Source organism: Mariniblastus fucicola, assembly GCF_008087665.1.
Taxonomy (GTDB): domain Bacteria; phylum Planctomycetota; class Planctomycetia; order Pirellulales; family Pirellulaceae; genus Mariniblastus; species Mariniblastus fucicola.
Genome location: NZ_CP042912.1, coordinates 2,240,857 through 2,258,299 on the forward strand (window position 1 = coordinate 2,240,857; position 17,443 = coordinate 2,258,299).

At 54.0% G+C, this 17,443-nt stretch carries 15 protein-coding genes; 8 read left to right on the forward strand and 7 right to left on the reverse strand.

Annotated features, from left to right (window positions below; translation table 11 throughout):
• Window positions 1-97 precede the first annotated feature (97 nt).
• Entirely contained in the window at window positions 98-949 is an 852-nt protein-coding gene (locus tag MFFC18_RS08200; protein ID WP_075085531.1) for a glycosyltransferase family 2 protein, read from the forward strand.
• Between the two features lie 51 nt (window positions 950-1,000).
• On the opposite strand, the gene MFFC18_RS08205 is transcribed toward MFFC18_RS08200, so the two are convergent.
• From MFFC18_RS08205 to MFFC18_RS08215, 3 genes are read right to left on the reverse strand one after another with little or no spacing between them, the layout of a single operon-like run.
• Window positions 1,001-1,906 carry a hypothetical protein gene (locus MFFC18_RS08205; protein ID WP_148618710.1) on the reverse strand — a complete coding sequence of 302 codons (906 nt, stop codon included), beginning with the start codon at window positions 1,904-1,906 and terminating at the stop codon, window positions 1,001-1,003.
• Between the two features lie 10 nt (window positions 1,907-1,916).
• Complete coding sequence (locus MFFC18_RS08210) at window positions 1,917-3,074, reverse strand: tRNA-queuosine alpha-mannosyltransferase domain-containing protein (protein WP_148618711.1); 1,158 nt, start codon at window positions 3,072-3,074, stop codon at window positions 1,917-1,919.
• Window positions 3,071-3,709 carry a TVP38/TMEM64 family protein gene (locus tag MFFC18_RS08215; protein ID WP_075085534.1) on the reverse strand — a complete coding sequence of 213 codons (639 nt, stop codon included), beginning with the start codon at window positions 3,707-3,709 and terminating at the stop codon, window positions 3,071-3,073. Before MFFC18_RS08215 ends, MFFC18_RS08210 begins: the two co-directional genes overlap by 4 nt.
• Window positions 3,710-3,770: 61 nt before the next feature.
• Between MFFC18_RS08215 and MFFC18_RS08220 the strand changes: the two genes are divergently transcribed.
• From MFFC18_RS08220 to MFFC18_RS08235, 4 genes are all read left to right on the forward strand, one after another.
• Complete coding sequence (locus tag MFFC18_RS08220; RefSeq protein WP_084417287.1) at window positions 3,771-5,114, forward strand: S26 family signal peptidase; 1,344 nt, start codon at window positions 3,771-3,773, stop codon at window positions 5,112-5,114.
• Window positions 5,115-5,193: 79 nt separating this feature from the next.
• Window positions 5,194-6,972, forward strand: coding sequence for a signal peptidase I (gene lepB / locus MFFC18_RS08225; RefSeq protein WP_075085536.1), 1,779 nt, complete (start codon window positions 5,194-5,196; stop codon window positions 6,970-6,972).
• Between the two features lie 83 nt (window positions 6,973-7,055).
• On the forward strand, window positions 7,056-7,958 hold the full coding sequence (gene lptB, locus MFFC18_RS08230) for an LPS export ABC transporter ATP-binding protein (protein WP_075085537.1): 903 nt from the start codon (window positions 7,056-7,058) through the stop codon (window positions 7,956-7,958).
• A 163-nt stretch (window positions 7,959-8,121) separates the two neighbouring features.
• On the forward strand, window positions 8,122-9,714 hold the full coding sequence (locus tag MFFC18_RS08235; RefSeq protein ID WP_075085538.1) for a vWA domain-containing protein: 1,593 nt from the start codon (window positions 8,122-8,124) through the stop codon (window positions 9,712-9,714).
• Window positions 9,715-9,730: 16 nt separating this feature from the next.
• Here MFFC18_RS08235 and MFFC18_RS08240 read toward each other — a convergent pair whose 3' ends face one another.
• Window positions 9,731-10,549: a class I SAM-dependent methyltransferase gene (locus tag MFFC18_RS08240; RefSeq protein ID WP_075085539.1), complete on the reverse strand. Its 819-nt coding sequence runs from the start codon at window positions 10,547-10,549 to the stop codon at window positions 9,731-9,733.
• Window positions 10,550-10,614: 65 nt separating this feature from the next.
• Between MFFC18_RS08240 and MFFC18_RS08245 the strand changes: the two genes are divergently transcribed.
• Both MFFC18_RS08245 and galE read left to right on the forward strand, forming a co-directional pair.
• Entirely contained in the window at window positions 10,615-11,514 is a 900-nt protein-coding gene (locus MFFC18_RS08245) for an alpha/beta hydrolase (protein ID WP_075085540.1), read from the forward strand.
• A 50-nt stretch (window positions 11,515-11,564) separates the two neighbouring features.
• Window positions 11,565-12,587 carry a UDP-glucose 4-epimerase GalE gene (galE, locus tag MFFC18_RS08250; protein ID WP_075085541.1) on the forward strand — a complete coding sequence of 341 codons (1,023 nt, stop codon included), beginning with the start codon at window positions 11,565-11,567 and terminating at the stop codon, window positions 12,585-12,587.
• Window positions 12,588-12,758: 171 nt separating this feature from the next.
• Here galE and MFFC18_RS08255 read toward each other — a convergent pair whose 3' ends face one another.
• From MFFC18_RS08255 to MFFC18_RS08265, 3 genes are all read right to left on the reverse strand, one after another.
• Window positions 12,759-13,184, reverse strand: a complete 426-nt coding sequence (locus MFFC18_RS08255) for a ribosomal maturation YjgA family protein (protein ID WP_075085542.1) — start codon at window positions 13,182-13,184, stop codon at window positions 12,759-12,761.
• A gap of 126 nt (window positions 13,185-13,310) precedes the next feature.
• Window positions 13,311-14,591 (reverse strand): serine--tRNA ligase, encoded by a 1,281-nt coding sequence (gene serS, locus MFFC18_RS08260; RefSeq protein WP_075085543.1) that lies wholly within the window; start codon window positions 14,589-14,591, stop codon window positions 13,311-13,313.
• Between the two features lie 159 nt (window positions 14,592-14,750).
• A complete protein-coding gene (locus tag MFFC18_RS08265) occupies window positions 14,751-15,569 on the reverse strand; it encodes a hypothetical protein (RefSeq protein ID WP_075085544.1) in 819 nt (272 codons plus the stop codon).
• Between the two features lie 204 nt (window positions 15,570-15,773).
• Between MFFC18_RS08265 and ffh the strand changes: the two genes are divergently transcribed.
• On the forward strand, window positions 15,774-17,285 hold the full coding sequence (gene ffh, locus MFFC18_RS08270; protein WP_075085545.1) for a signal recognition particle protein: 1,512 nt from the start codon (window positions 15,774-15,776) through the stop codon (window positions 17,283-17,285).
• Window positions 17,286-17,443: the final 158 nt, after the last annotated feature.

Consider the following 17,443-nt stretch of genomic DNA (forward strand, 5'->3'; position numbering starts at 1 on the left):
AAACACGTTGACAGTATATATGGCGTTCCCTAATCTCCGCCGCACCGGAATCATCCGGGTGTCAACTATCGTCCAAATGCCAGGTCAGCAAACTGCAATGAAACAGCCGCTCACTGTGCTCGTTCCCTGCAAAAACGAAGAGCTGAATCTGCGTGCATGCATCGAAAGCTTTTACGATCTTGCAGATGAAATCCTCATCGCAGACTCGGGCTCGACAGACTATACGCGTGAAATCGCCGGACAGTTCGACAAAACGCGACTGATTGAGCGCGAGTATCGAACCTCGGGCGATTTTAAGAACTGGGCCATCCCTCAGGCAAGGCATGAATGGGTGCTAATCGTCGACGCAGACGAACGAATCACGCCGGCGTTGGCTGAAGAAATGCAGTTGGAGCTGAGCCGTGGACCGTCTTGCGATGGTTACTGGATTTACCGCGACAACCACTTTATGGGACACCCGCTACGCTACGGCGACGCTCGCAGCGACAAAGTTTTGCGTTTGTTTCATCGCGACAAAGGCCGATATGAAGGGCCCAGCGATCACGGCGAAGTCAAAATCTCAACTGGAAAAGTAGGCAAGCTGAAGAATCGCATGCTGCACTTTTCGGTTTGGGAATACGATCAATTTTTCGACAAACTTCATCGCTACACTTCGCTGCAGGCGAAACAGTGGCAAGAGCAAGGTCGCGACACTTCATACTTCAAGCTTCTCGTGCGACCAGCATTTCGGTTCTTCCGCGAATACATTCTGCAAGGCGCGATCCTTGACGGAAAAGCAGGCGTGCAAACGGCTTGGCTGGCGGCGTTCTATTCATTCAGCAAACAGGCTCGTCTGTGGGAGATCAAGCACGGCCGCAGTCAGTCTGAATTCGAAGACTGCACGACAGGAATTGAGCTGGCTGAATTGCAGGCCGAGCGCGAAATGGAAGAACGACGTCGCGCTGCGTAGGTGAGTTTTCGTTTCGCGTTTGATCAGCGCAACCGTGGCGGATGTTGTCGCCTACGCATCGAGATTCTGTCCAGCAAAATCTGCGGCACGGTTTTGCTCAGTTGAGTGACTCGATTTTCCGTTCGTCAACACGAATCCCCGCTCCCGCATGATCACCAGCGGCAGCCACGTAAACAGCGAGCAACCGCACAGGAAAAACGCCAGCGGTCCGACGACCATGTTGGCTCCAATCGCGATCAAAGGAAGCAGCGTCACGAATCCGAACGTCGCGACGATGATCATTTGGATCGCAAAGCTGTGGTCGACCTCCTGAAACTTGAATGTCGTCGCCAAGGTCGGAATCCCGTAGATGAACGTGCCGATCAAGAGTATGCCGGCGATGACCATGCAGGCCAGAACACCTTCGCCGGCGAAAACGCTGGATCGAACTGCGGCCAGGTTCAACGCCGAGACAACGACGGACACATAAGCGGTGATTGCGAACAGGTCTTTCAGATTAAACACCGGTCCTCGTTCGGCTCCTTTTCTGTGAAACCTCCAGTCGCGGACAAAACGGAAAAATCCGTACGCAAGCTGTGGCATGACCGAAGCAGCGACCGCGAAGACAAGAGTCGTAAATGCAACGTCGGGATCCGGTTTGCCTTGCGAGCCAACAAAGGATCCGCCCAGCATTCCGAGAAAAACGACGACCAGACAGCCTTGAGAAATCGCCAGCCGCGTGAAATATCCGCCAGTTCCTAACGCGGCGAAAATACCGGAAAGCTGTGACTGGGCGAACATCGCCGAGAAGGAAAAGAACAGTAACCATTCTCCATTCCTGATTGCCAACAAGGCGGCAGCGACGAAAGTCAATATGCAATAGAACGCCGACGTTAAAACCAACGGCCTCCAGTAAGCCCACGCCGAAATGTCCTGGGTAATGTCGTGGTCTTCCGAAACATCGGCGGTCGCAGTCATTTCAGGCGTCTCATCCATTCACGCAGTTTAGCAGCATCTGATCCATTTGAAGAACGCGAGATTCGAAAGCAAGTCGCTCTCGTGTGTCGCGAACCAATTCTTCCAGTGCCGCGAAATTCCAGTTCCTGTCTCGATGTAACTCGCGAATTTTCGACGCCAACTGCTTGATGGTTTGCGGATAAGTAAACTCATGTTTTCGATTTGGCGCGGAGGCAATCTGCAACAACTCCGGATAAGCCAGTCGATGCGGGAGCAAAGGCCAAGCTCCGGCGGCAATCGATTCGGCGGCGCTAATGCCAAAGAACTCATGCGCCGACGTCGACAGGAAAACGTCGGCTGATTCCAGCACTGACCAGTACGATTCGCGGCTGTCCTGATAGCCCCAGTTTTCAATTTGCAAGGCAAACTTTTCATGAATCGTGTCGAAAGCCTTCGGTACTGAATCGGCTTGCTGTCCGATCACGCTCAGTCGAAACGGAACTCGTTGCTGAGCCAATAACTCCAGGCATTCCAACAACGCTGCCGGATCCTTGTCGTACTCCCAACGCGCCGCCCAAACCAGATGTAACGGTTCGCCCCCAAGCACACGTGACTTGCGATTCGCGATCATCGTTGCAACATCGCAGTCTGGAAAACTGATCGGCGGAGGCACAACTTTCGCATTGGCGTTGATCGAAGCAATCTCGGCGATGGGCGAGAAGTCAGGCCACATTTCGCGTTGCGAGTTCAAGCCACGGATCATCGAGTCGAGATTGAATTGTGAGTTGAACCAAACTTCGTTTGCAGCCAGCGCGGAAACGAAATTGGTGAACAGGAAGTGATGGTCGGGCTGATGTTTTCCACGAATCGGATAGGCAAACTGGTTCTCATGAAAGTACACGATCAGCGGAAGCTCTCGAATCGATGGCGCTAAAGATTGCAACTCGGCCGCGTTCATCATGTCTGTACAAATGACAACATTCCAGGACTCTCCCTTCGCAGTTCGTTGGCCAATCTGTTTGGCGAATTCGATCGAGGCATGCCGCATCCGCCATTTCCAGTTCCGATCGGGCAGCCCCAACGTCGTCCAGCGATGGATGCTTCTACCAGACCAACCGTCTGCAAATTGTCGATGACTGCCCCCGTACCAAGGCTGCAGCGAAAGAACGTTCAGCTGTTGATCGTTCATCGTTTTGCCTTCCAAAACAGCACAAACAACAACGGTACAGCAACGGAAATTCCCATCGCCAGAGGGAACCAGTTGGCTTTCGCCGAAAACGCGCCCAACCAGCAAAGTGCTGCTGCGATCCCGAGATTCGAAAGCAGCACTGCGGGCCAGAACGCGGTCCACGAAAGCTTCTTCATCCCCATCAGCAACACGCTGGCCTCGGCAATGATTGGAAGCGAGCGGCACAACACCAGACAAACAATGCTCGACCGTTTGTCGAAGGATTCCAGCCGCTTCAGTGTTTCTTCGTCGCTAAACTTGACCGCGATGGGACGCCCGTACGCTGCGCCGATCCAGTATCCGATTCCTGCTGACAGATTCAGACCGATCCAACAAGCGACCGTTCCGGTTGCTCCGCCAAGTTGCTTTCCCGCGAAAGTGCATACCGCTGATGAGGGGATTGGAAGCAGGATGTCGATCGCCAAAATGCCAACGACCGAGCCAAACGCGAGCGGTGGCGACGCGTCGATCGCCGTTCCTGCCAGCAACGTTTCCAGCCATGGCTCGAACCATGATCCCAGCAAAATGAAGGGTACGATTGGAATCAGCAGCACGCCGACAATCAGCAGTAGTAGTCTTTGGGTCGGCGATTTCATTGGCGATATGATAACATGATCGGCTTTGACCGAAGCGATCGTTGGCGTCCTCCCAAACATCATGCAGAAACTCAACGCGATCATTCTAGCCGGCCTGTGTATCGTTGCCGGTTGCGACCTGTCGTCCGCTCCGCCGATTCCGGCAATCATCGAAGGCGATTCGATGGCTCCGACGGTTTGCGGCGACCATCTGGCGGCGTCATGCGTCGAATGCCAGTTCGATTTCAAAACGGAACTGGTGCAGAAAGAAAATTTCCAGCTGACGTGCCCGAACTGTGGCTACGGCGGATTGAAAATCGAAGACGCGTCGCTGCAGCGTTCGACTGAGGTCACTCTACAGCCTTTCGCAAGGTTTCCGCGTCGTTGGCAGGTCGTCGGATTCAAGCTTCCCGAAAAAGCAGACAAAGAAACGGGCCTTAAACGAATCGTCGGGCTGCCTGGTGAGACGATCACGATTCGCGACGGGGACCTGTACTCCGGCGGAAACATTCTCCGCAAACCGTGGGCGTTGCAGAAGGAAGTTCGCATTTCGGTTTTCGACTCAAAGTTCAACGCGATCTCGCCTTTCGACAATTCGCATCGATTCCAGACGCCGGATGAATCGTCGGGCTGGAAAGTTGGTGGAAAAGACCTGCGGTTCAGCTCAAAGGTCGAGGCCGTTGATTGGCTGGAGTACGTGCACTGGCGAAACTTTCGCAAACCGGGCAAGCGGGACGAAGCGTTTCCGGTCGAAGACAGCTATGGCTTCAATCAACAGACAGTTCGTGAGCTCAACACGACGCGCGACCTGATGTTGAGTCTTGACGTTGAGTTCGAGAACGATTCGGCGATCCAGATTTCATTCGTGCGACAGGACGACGAGTTCATTTTCGATATCGCGAAGACCGAGAAAGAGCTGTTGCTTTCGTTTAGCGGATCGACGGACAGCGAACTTCGCAAGCCGCTGGTTTATAAATCTCGGCTGGAGGCGGAACTGCCGAGAGCCAGCATTGAGTTTTCCAGTTTCGACCGAACTTTGATGCTGCGAATCAATGGTACCGCCATGTTTGAATTGCGAGAGCAAAGTGCTGGCTTGCCGGAGGCCGGCGTCGACCTGAACGACGTGCCGAATCCAGCCGCCGATCAGAGCGATCCTGACGCCGAACAACCACTGGCATTCCGTATTGGCGGCCGCAAAGGGTTCTTCAAAGTCGAACGATTTCGGCTGTGGCGCGACCTGTACTATCTCACGGCACCCGCCGGATTCGAAACGGCCGAGGAATTGAAACTGACCGCCGGTCGGGAAGAGTACATCCTTTTGGGAGACAACTCTCCGAAGTCGCTGGACAGCCGAATCTGGGAAAAGCCCGGTATTTCCCGATCCAGCCTGATCGGAAGGCTTGTGCTGCCGCTCGATAGTCCTTGATTCGCGTGGTGGCAATTCGGGGAAACGGGTAGAATTTGGAATCAAGCTCCGGAACAACGAAACGACTCTAAGACTCATCATGGCCAAGAAGAAAAAGCGACGCGCTTTTCCAGTTCAAGACTCACCTGCGCCGCGCAGGGAAAGCATCGCTGAAACTCAGGTGATCGACGCCGACGAGCCCGGATTTGGAGTGTTCGGCTATTTTCGAAACCCCGGCGTGCGGGAAACGATTGAGTCGATCGTGATCGCGATCTTGCTGGCTTTCATGTTCAAAACTTACGAAGCCGAAGCGTTCGTGATTCCGACCGGTTCGATGGCTCCAAGTTTGCAAGGCCAACACCTGGATCTCGACTGTGCCCAATGCGGCTATCGGTACCTGACGGGAGCCAGCAGAAAGAAAGCGATTGAGAAAACGATCTGCCCGATCTGCAACTATCGGACGGAGATGCGTTCCACCGATCCGGAGCACAAACGTAACAGCGGCGATCGAATTCTGGTCAACAAGTTCATCTACGACTTCCACGAACCGGAACGTTACGATGTTATCGTTTTCAAATATCCGAACAACGCAAAACAAAACTACATCAAGCGTCTGATCGGTTTGCCGGGTGACAATATCCTGATCGAAAACGGCGACATCTATTTGATGAACGGCAGCGATGAACAGGGCTGGAGTCGCGAGATTTCGCGTAAGCCGTCACGCAAAGTGAAACAGGTGCTCATCGACGTCGACGATACGAAATATGTTAGCGGCAAGTTGAAACTGTTGGATTGGCCAAGCCGCTGGGCTCAGTGGAGAGGCGGTTCCGCCTGGAGCCGAGACGAGAACTCGAACAGTTTTGCGGCGTCAGCGACAGACAGTGAACAATGGATTCGTTATCGAAACTTCATTCCGCCGTGGAGCAGAATTCTCAGTGGCGGACTTCCTGAAGAGTACGCCAAACCGTTAAACGAGCTTCCGCCGGGCACGCTCATTAGTGACAACATGGCCTACAACAATGCGTCGTTTTCCGGTGAACCCGTGGCGACTGGTTACGGCAACCATTGGGTTGGAGACATCGGCGTTGAGGTTTGGACTGAAATCGAAACGTCCAGCGGCGAGTTGTTGCTGGACCTTGTCGAAGGCGGCGTGCACTTTACGTGTCGCTTTGACGTGGCCACCGGAAAGGCAACGATCGAGTGCGATGATCCGCGAGTCGAGTTTTACAATGACTCCGGTGTTGTTTCCAAACCAGTCGCAGAAACGTCCCTTTCGTCTGGCAGCAATCAGATGTTGATGGTCAACGCCGACGACGAGATTCATCTTTGGGTTAACGGATCACTGGTCCAGTTCGATGCGTCGACTTACCGACGTGACGGAATGCCGATCCCAAAGTATTCGAAACAGGAACCGGGTGACGCTGAACCTGCCGGCATCGGAGCCAAAAATCTGTCGATGACGGTTAGCCGTATCAAAGTCGTTCGAGACATTTACTACTCGTCGGTGACGCTGGAGCAAGACGGTCAGTCGAACGGCAACGAATCGCATCTGTCACCATCGATCATCCATGGCATCATGGCGGATCCGGAATCGTGGTCCGAGCAACACGCTTTGGACTATTTCGATGCGAAGAAAGGCCAGACGGAACCGATGTTCAAACTGGAATTCGGCCCGGGCAGCGATCGGGATAAAGATCAGTTCTTCCCGATGGGCGACAATAGTACTCAAAGTTTGGATGCGCGAGTCTGGGACAGTCCAAATCGATATGTCGAGCGCGACATGTTGATCGGTCGAGCCATTTATGTTTACTGGCCTCACACACTAAACGAGCCTGTTCCTTTCTTTCCGAACTTCGGCAAGATGAAATTTATTCGCTAGTTGAGTTGCAAACCTGCAGGCCGGTTTCGAACCCTGAACCGGCTGCAAGAACATCCGACAAATTTGATTCACGGAAGAGTCACATGACAGAAGACAGAGAGCCAATCCTGGTCGCCGAAGGGCTTGTGAAGTCCTACGGTCGTCGCCGCGTCGTCGACGGCGTTGTGCTTGACGTGATGCCTGGCGAAATCGTCGGGTTGCTTGGACCCAACGGCGCCGGCAAAACCACGACGTTTCGGATGATCTGCGGTCAAGTCAAACCGGATCGCGGTCGTGTTTTTCTCGGTTCCAGCGAAGTGACGCGTTGGCCCATGTACTTGCGGGCGCGGAAGGGCGGAATGGGGTACCTGCCGCAAAAATCCAGCGTGTTCGCCAAGCTGACTTGTGAGCAGAACCTGCGTGGCATGATGCAACTGATGGGGTTTTCACGGCGGCAACAAAAAGAACGCTCGCAGGAATTGCTTGAGCGTTTTGAGATCACGCACATCCGGAAATCAAAGGCAGGAAACCTTTCCGGTGGCGAGCGACGTCGTCTGGAGATCGCCCGCTGTCTTGTTGCTGATCCAAAAATTATCATGCTCGACGAACCCTTCGCCGGTATCGACCCGGTCACTGTTCAAAGCATTCAGGTGGTGATCCGCGAGCTTGCCGAAGACGGCATTTCGATTTTGATCACCGACCATGCGGCGCGCGAGATTCTTCAGATTACGGACCGAACTTACGTTGTCAGCGCTGGGCAGATTTTGTGCAGCGGATCGGCCGATGATATTGTGCGTCACGAAGTGGTGCGAGAAAAATATCTCGGCGAGATCGATATCGACTCGATCGGAGCCAGCAAACGCGAACCCGTTGCCGCGGCGTCGACCATCCGCATCGATGAACCGGTTGCGACGGGAGTCAGTGGCTCAAAGATCGTGTTCTCCAAACCGCGAACCAAGAAACTGAATCGCGTTCCGTCGCCGTTCAAGTCCGACGACCTGTCCTGACGGCAGCGATAAGCACTGGCTATGCGACCAGTCGATTTGTTTTGACTCTTTTGACGCTTGATGGAACTTTATTCAGCCCCGACTCGTATTGGTTCTGGGGAAGAGGGATTCCCGCGACGACCGTGCGACCTCTCCTTGCTCGAACTCATTCCAGGGAGCTGTTATGCGTGCTTTTTCTTTCGTGCTGTTGTTGGGATTGTCCTCTGTCGCGTTGGTCTTGATCGGGTGTGACGGCGAGGTCCGTGAAGCGGCCAGGCGACCGACGTCTGATCATAGCTATGCTGCTCCGATGTCAATCGTTGCGAATCATGACGGGATTGTCGCAAATGAAGGGTTCAACACGGAATCCTACGACATCATCGACGAAAACGAATTCGTCGACTCAATGACCAACCCCAAATCGACGTTTTCGATTGATGTCGATACAGCGTCCTACAGCAACGTCCGTCGTATGATCAGCGAGGGCAGCATGCCGCCAAAAGGCGCCGTTCGGATCGAAGAACTTGTCAACTATTTCGACTACAACTACCAGGGCCCGAAGCAGGGCGATCATCCGTTCTCGGTTCACACCGACATTGGCAAGTGTCCGTGGAACGAAGAAAATCAACTGGTCCGAATTGCCTTAAAAGGGAAAACGTATCCGCAAAGCAAACGTCCGGATTGCAACCTGGTCTTTCTGTTGGACGTTTCCGGATCGATGAACTCTCCACGGAAACTTCCGTTGGTGAAATCGGCAATGCGAATGCTGGTTGAAAACCTCGATCGCCGCGACCAGATCGCGATCGTCGTGTACGCCGGATCATCAGGCGTCGTACTGCCGTCGACTCCTGCATCGAGTGCCAAAGAAATTCTTGAAGCGATGGAAAGACTCGAAGCGGGAGGCTCAACCAACGGTGGCGAAGGTATTAATTTGGCTTACATGATCGCAGCCGAAAGCTTCATCGAAGACGGTGTCAATCGCGTCATCCTGTGCACCGACGGAGACTTCAACGTGGGCACGACGAATCGCAGTTCACTGGTCAGTCTGATTGAAGACAAAGCCCGTTCCGGGATTTCGTTAAGCGTGCTTGGGTTTGGGACCGGGAATCTGAAAGACGACACGATGGAATCGCTTGCCGATCGTGGAAATGGAAACTACGCCTACATCGATTCGCAACTTGAGGCTCGCAAGGCGCTCGTTGAACAGATCAATGGAACGCTGATCACGATCGCCAAGGACGTCAAAATTCAGGTGGATTTCAATCCCGCCAGAGTCAGCAACTATCGTTTGATCGGATACGAAAACCGGATGTTGGAAAACGAAGACTTTGCCGACGACAAGAAAGACGCCGGAGAGATTGGTGCCGGCCACACCGTGACCGCGCTGTACGAAATCGTGCCTCCGGGCGGAAAATCTTTGGCTCGCAAGGATGCGGAATCCGAGTTCGTGGAATCTTCGCTAAAGCCCGATGCTGCCAATTCGGATACTGTTTTGAAAGTGAACTTGCGATACAAACTTCCGGACGAGTCCGAGAGTCAGACGTTTAGTGTCGCTCTGGATCGAAGCGTTTCTGAGCCCGTCGCCATCCCCAGCGGAGACTTTCAGTTTGCGGCAAGCGTCGCGGCCTATGGGATGCTGTTGCGTGACTCAAAATTCAAGGGCGACGTCGACTGGGAATGGGTGGTCAACGCCGCGAACGAAAGCCTGGGCGAAGATCGCAACGGGTATCGCAGCGAATTCGTAAAACTGGCGCGACAGGCTTCCGTGTTAGAATGACGCTACGGGAATAACGCTACGATTTCTTGCGGTTCGTCGTGATTTTGACTTCTGGCATCAGCTCACCTGGAGCATGTTCCAGGCGTCCTTCTTCACGGGCCGCAACAATGCTCATCCGGATCCGGTTGTTGGGGTTTTCGACCAGACGAACCAGTTTTACTTCTTTGAAGCCCAGCCAATTCAGCAGCGCCTGAATGCACTCGGGACCATTGGGAAACCATGACATCTCGTAAACGCCCGACATGACTCGGGTCGTGCTTTCGCGCGACATCGACATGCCAGTCGGATTCTCAGGAACGTTCACTCCAGCCGTACTGACAAAAATGACATCCTTCGTCAGGTCGGCAGCAATCTTCAGCCCGGTTATCGGATCGGGCAAATGATAAAAAATGCCGCTGAAGTACGTGAAGTCGAACTTGGGCAAGTTCTGTTTTGGCGTATCGTACAGGTCCATCACATCGAAACGAATGTTGTCGACCGGAGCAGTTTTGCGATGCTCCTGAGCAAACTTCGCCTGCTTGATCCAGTGCTCCCGAACGTCGAACCCAACGACCTGGTTCGCACCAAACTCACGCGCGAGAAAACAGTACGCTCCACCGTTGCAGGCACAATCCAGAAACGACTTTCCTTCCAGCATTGAATCCGGATAGCAGCCTTTGACCAGGTTCGTAAACTGAACGCGCGGCGAAATCAGCGTCACGCCATCGTTGTCCTGTTTCGGAAGCGTTCCCGTCGGAGAAAAAACTTTCCCCGTGTGGACTTCGTCATTTAGCTCGATGTCATGATGCCAAGGTGCCAGTTCACGGATTTTTTCGATGAGTGCCTGATTGTCCAAGAGTTCACTTCCTGATTAGTTTTGACGGTCGCCGACGCAATTCTGTGTGCTATAGAATAATCGTGATGAGCGAAACTGCCTACAACCCGAAATCGAACCGTGATCCCAAGCCCAGCTTTCGGAATCGGCTGATGAAAGCCCTGAAAAAGTTTCTGATGACGGTCAGTATTGCCTATCTGATCATCGTGGTCGCGCTGGTTCTGATGGAAAACCAGATGATCTATCCGGCTCCGAAATTTCCAGCCGGAAACTGGCAGCCCGATTTTGCTCACGAAGATATCGAATTTAGCTCTGCTGACGGCGTCAAAATTCATGCGTGGCTGATGCAGCCGACAGAAGATCGAGAGATTCCGCGACACGTGCTCTACTGCCATGGCAACGGCGAGAATTTATCACACGCCTGTGGTCATCATGGTCTTGAGGTCATACATAACCTCGGTGGCAACGTGATGGTGTTCGACTATCGCGGCTATGGAAAAAGCGAAGGCTCGCCCAATGAAGCCGGCATCAAGCTCGACGCTGAACGCGCATTGGATGTTTTCTGCGATCGTTTCCAGATCAAGCCCTCGGAAGTGATCCTGATCGGGCAGTCGCTTGGAGGAGCCGTCGCCACGCATCTCGCTTCGACACGAGGTTGCAAAGCGCTGATCCTGCAACGGACGTTTAGCTCGTTGCCCGATGTCGCCGCGTCCAAGTATTTCTGGATTCCAGTTCGCTGGCTGATGCAGAACGATTTCAATTCTGCAGCCGCGATCGAACACTACACCGGACCGCTGTTTCAGTCTCATGGCGAAGCTGACACAATCGTGCCCATTCGCTTCGGCGAAAAGATCCATGAGAAAACTTCCCATGAACTCAGCAGATTCGTCCGGCTACCCGGCATCGGGCACAACGACGGATTTCCGCAAGGCTACTGGCAGCGAATCGACAACTGGCTCACGGAAGTCGAATCCGCGTCAGAGTAATCCCACCAACAAAATCAACTAAACATCCCATTCCTGGACAACTGCATACGATGAAAAATATTCTTGTCACTGGCGGCGCCGGCTACATCGGAAGTCACACTTGTCTGGAACTTCTTGAGGCCGGTTTCGCAGTCACTGCGATCGACAACCTGTGTAACAGCTCGGAAGAATCGCTGCAGCGTGTGCAGAAGCTAACCGGCAAGACGCTGGACTTTCAGAAAGTAGACCTGCTGGATATCGACGGATTGCGGAAAGTCGTGGCGTCGAAGAAGTTCGATGCCGTGATACACTTCGCTGCACTGAAAGCTGTCGGCGAAAGTGTTGCCAAACCATTGCTGTACTATCGCAACAACATCACTGGCACGACGAATCTGCTGGAGGCGATCGGTGAAGCCGGGATCAAGAATTTCGTTTTCAGTTCCAGCGCCACGGTTTATGGCATTCCGAAATCGTTGCCTCTGACCGAGGACTCGGACACGCCGATCCATGAAGTCACCAATCCGTACGGGCGTAGCAAGCTGATGATGGAGTACGTGCTGCGTGACTGGCAGGCTGCGAATCCGAAAGTCAACGTCGCGTTGCTGCGGTACTTCAACCCGGTCGGTGCTCATGCTTCCGGTGAGATTGGCGAAGATCCGAACGGGATTCCAAACAACTTGCTGCCTTTCGTTTCGCAAGTCGCGGTCGGCAAGCGAGATGAGCTGAGCGTCTTTGGTGGCGACTATGAAACCAAAGACGGTACCGGCGTTCGCGACTACATTCACGTCGTCGATCTGGCCAAAGGTCACTTGAAAGCGATCGACGTGCTGGAGAAAGATCCGGGCGTGGTGGTGTTCAATCTGGGAACCGGAAATGGATACAGCGTTCTTGAGATTGTGAAGGCTTTCGAGAAAGCGGCTGGCAAACCGATTCCTTACAAAGTTGTCGATCGTCGACCCGGCGATATCGCAGCATGTTATGCCGATCCTGCAAAGGCCGAGTCAGAGCTTGGGTGGAAAGCTGAGAATGGGATTGAAGAAATGTGTGCCGATGGGTGGAAGTGGCAGTCTCAGAATCCTGACGGGTACAAGTAGGGCAGCGGTGGCGTTGACGAGGCCAGAGGTGGCATAAGCTTCCAGCCTGTGATTGTATTGCACCGTATCGGCAACCTCGTTCCCGCTTGGCATCTGTTCGTGGTTGCGGCTTCCAGCCGCAGCAATCGATTTCGTCCACCATGTCCACAGGCTGGAAGCCTATGCCACCTTTCACCGTTCGACGGTGGTCTCCAGCCTTCGCCGGTCCAATGCCAACGCGAGCTTCAAAACGCCATAGCCAATCGCGCCACCGATGAAATACGGTGGAAAATCACCCCAGACAAAAGTCGAGCCCAGCAAAGCTGCTCCGAACTTCGTTCGCCTAAACGCCGCCAGCGGTTCCGGGTTCCACAGCTGTAGAACTTCCAGCCCGCAAGTCGCCAAGACGACGATCGCGCAAATGCGAACTATCCATTTTGGGTTCGGGAAGATCGTGTAGGCAAGGAAGATGAAAAACAGCACGTACGGGATGCCTCCGCCGTGCGAGCTCCACCACTGCGGAAGGTTGGAGCGTGTTGCTGCATAGAGAAAGCAAGCGGCAACAGAAACGGCGCAGAGCAATGCTGGGACGATTCGCTGGTTTAGAGCCGGTGGCATAGGCTTCCAGCCTGTGATTGCATGTCGTCTCGTACTTGCATTGCATCGTCCTCGTCGTTGCGGCTTCCAGTCGCATTGGTGTATTGCTCAGCGCGTCCACAGGCTGGAAGCCTATGCCACCATCAACTACCCGATCTTCTCGCGTCCGCCCATGAAGGGCCGCAGCACTTCAGGAATCGTCACGCTCTTGTCAGCGTTTTGGTGATTCTCCAAAATCGAAATCAAAGCCCGACTCAATGCAAACGCGGTCCCGTTGAGCGTATGCACAAACTTCGTGCCTTTCACATCCTTCTTCTTGTAGCGAATGTTGAGCCGACGTGACTGATAGTCCGTACAGTTTGAAGTCGAAGTCACCTCTCCGTACTCACCCGCCTCACCGCGGCCAGGCATCCACGCCTCAAGGTCGTACTTTCGATACGCCGGTCCGCCAAGGTCACCCGTTGCCGTGTCGACGACTCGATAGGGAACCTCAATCGCATCGAACAAATCGCATTCGATCTGGCGAAGGTCCTCATGAAAGGCATCGCTTTCTTCCGGCAGCGTGAACGCGAACATTTCGATTTTTGTAAACTGATGCACGCGATAAAGGCCGCGTGAGGCTCGGCCAGCAGCACCCGCTTCGGTGCGGTAGCAATGACTGATGCCACAAAGTTTGATAGGCAAATCTTCTTCCGCGATTGTGACGCCCGAGTAAAGTCCGCCAAGCGTGATCTCGGAGGTTCCGATCAGCGACACGTCCATCCCGTCGATGCTGTAGATCTGCGTTTCCGGGCCGCGAGGGTTGAAGCCGATCCCCTCAAGCACGCTGTCTCGCGCAAGGTCAGGCGTGACCGTTGGCGTGAAGCCACGTTTGACCAACTCGTTGACCGCGAACTGCTGCAGCGCCAAATCGAGCAAAACCAGATCGCCCTTGAGAAAGTAAAACCCTGCTCCGGTCGTTCGTGCTCCGCCTTCGAAATCAATCCAGTCATGATGCTGGCCCAAATCCAAATGGTCCATGACGTCGAAATCAAACTCACGAGGCACCGTCTTGCCATCGGAGATCTTCAGGTTGGCTTTGTCGTCTTTCCCAATCGGCGCGTCCGGATGCGCCATGTTGGGCACAAACTTCTGGATCTCCAGCACTTCCGCGTCGAGCCGATCGTGCTCTTCCTGAGCCGTGTGCTTTTGTTCGCGAAGCGTGCGGGCTTCTTCCTTGAGCGACTCCCGCTCGGCATCGTCCTTGGCTTTGCCGATCAGTTTCGACGCATCGTTCGACTTCTTGTTCAGCTCTTCAGCTTCCTGCAATTTCGCTCGTCGACTCGTTTCCAGTTCGACGAATGAGTCCAGATTGATGTCGAGGTTTCGGTTGACGCAGTTTTCTTTGACAGCGTCGATGTTTTCGAAAATGAATTTGCGGTCGAGCATTGATCGTCGAGAGGTAAAGAAAGCATTTTGGCGTGAAAATCGACCGGTATGGTAACAAAACCCATGCAGAATCGATACGCCACGATCTGGCCATGCGTTGTCCGACAGACCAATGTCTCGCCGCGATGCTTCCGGAATCGCCGATTGTGCGTGGATTGCTCAGGCGAGGTTTCGGCGGCGATAGCCTGGAGCACAAACGAGCAAACCGAGGCAAGCAATCAAAGCAGAACCTGGCTCAGGCACGGCAGTGATCGTTAGCTGAATCGGTTCCGCCAAAGTCGAAAACGATGCGTTCGCAGTCAGGTCGCTTCCGTTGCCGCTAACCAGTTCGACGTCCGAAACGATGCCGTCCACAAACTCAAATCCGCCAGCCCGGAACGTGATCGTCGCCGAGGACACGCCTTCGTCCAGCTCAACAGATACTGGAACCGTATTGGTGCCAAATTGGCCGAACGTTGCCCGGCCTCCAGAACCTCCGGCTCGAACCGTTTGCCCGCTGGGAGTCGCTCCCGACGCATACTCCCACGTCAGGTTGAACTCTGTCCCGATATTTCCGCTTTCACCAGAAGCAACCGGTCCGGTAAACGTTGGGATCTCGTTAAACACGTCATCAAGATCAAACGAGCTCAAAGTAAACGAGTGAACTGCGTCGCCGCTGCTAGTGGCTTCGAAAACCGTCCAGTCGCCAAAGAAACGATTGCCAAGCGTCTGAAAATCCAGCCCGTCGAGGCCGCGGTTAAACAGAGTGAACTCCGTTCCATCGGGAGATTCAACGCTTCCCATGTTGCCGGCAAATCCGAAAAAGATGCCGGTGCTCTGAATATCCACCCCATAGCTGACGTTCCCATCGCCCAAAGACTGCTGGAAAAAATTGACGCTAACGTCTGCGGGCTGAGCCGAGGCGGTTGAATTAAAGACACTGAACACGCAAACGAGCAGCATCATCCCGGCAGCGATTGGCGGGCGGCAGTTGAGCATCCAATGATCTCCGAGGCGAATGGTGGGTTCGATCTTGAAAGTGGTATCTCCGATCTTAAGTGCAACTCACTCGCATATCAACTTTTATGACACGGCATCCAACCGGAAAATGGCGACAATTCTGACCAATCCGCCACTGGTCGCCATTTGAATCGAAATGTAGACTTCGACTGCGATAAAGCTGAAAAAGGAAAAAGTTGATCCATGTTTGATTCACTACAAGACAACCTCAAAGGTGCCTTCAAAACCCTCCGCGGCAAAGGCAAGCTGACCGAAGCCAATATGCGCGAAGGCCTGAAAATGGTCGAACAGTCGCTGCTGGAGGCCGATGTCAGCTACGACGTCGTCAAAGAGTTCATGCACGGCATCACCAAGGAAGCGCTTGGTGAAAAAGTCATGTTGGCTCTCGAGCCATCCGAACAATTCATCGGGCTGGTCAACCAGGAACTGATCAACCTGCTGGGCCCGGTCGAAGACGGGCTCAACCTCAGCAAAGACATCAACATCATCATGATGTGCGGCCTTCAAGGTGCCGGTAAAACAACGACGTGTGGAAAACTGGCCAAGCTGCTGATGCGGCAGAAAGTCAAACCGATGCTTGTCGCGGCTGACTTGCAACGTCCCGCGGCGATCGACCAGCTACACGTGATTGGCGAGCAGGTTGGCGTCGAAGTCTATTCCGATCGCGACAACAAAGATCCCGTTCAGGTCTGCCGGGACGCCGTTGCGAAAGCGAAAGCTGATGGCTGTCAGGTCGTAATTCTCGATACCGCCGGCCGCTTGGCGATCGACGAAGAGCTGATGGAGCAGCTGAAAACGATCGACCGCGATGTGCAGCCAGACCACGTTTTCCTCGTCGTCGACGGTATGACCGGTCAGGATGCGGTTCGCAGTGCAGGTGCTTTCCATGAAGCCCTCGAACTCAACGGTGTCGTGATGACGAAGCTCGACGGTGACACCCGCGGTGGTGCTTTGCTGTCGGTCAAACATGTCACGGGCGTGCCGATCCGCTTCATCGGTGTTGGCGAGCACCTCGATGATCTGGAGTTCTTTCGTCCTGAAGGCATGGCCGGCCGAATTCTGGGGCAGGGTGATGTCGTCGGCTTGTTCGAGGAAGCCAGCAAGCTGGTCGACGAAGACGAACAGAAGCGGATGCAGGAGTCGCTGGAGAAGGGCCAGTTCACGATGGACGACTTCCGCAACCACATGCAGAAGATCGCCAAACCTGGCTTGATGATGAAAATGATGGGCATGCTGCCAGGCATGGGCCAGATGAAAGACATGATGGCTCAGGTCAATCAGGAGGAACAAGCCGGCCAGATCAAGAAAATGGTCGGGATCATCGACAGCATGACTGCGGCGGAGCGAAAAGATCCTTCGATCGTCGATGCTCGGCGACGCCAGCGGATTGCGTCGGGTGCCGGATCAGGGGCTCAGCAAGTCAACGAGCTTCTCAAGCAATACGACATGATGAAGGGCATGATGACCGGAATGGCGGGCATGGGCGCCGGGGACCGAATGCAGAAGATGCAGGAAGTTCAGCAGGCCATGATGGACCCTGCACAGCGTCGGCTTCCGGGCAGCAAGAAAAGCACGGGTTCGAGGTTGAGTCCAAAACAGCAAAAGAAACGGAAGAAAGAGCTTGAGAAACTTCGCAAGCAGATGAAGCGGGACAAGAAGAATAAGAAGAAAAAGCCCGGAGAAGATGCGGTTTAGCGCTTCTCGAATGCCGAATATATCGTTACGATACGTGGCTTAAATTGGCCGAATTTGGGGCTGGAATTCATTTCGCCCCGCAAAAACCGGGCTTTCTGTACCGGTCGCGTTAAGAGTGCAAACTGGCTCGATCCAAGTGCATTTGGCTGATGCCGCTG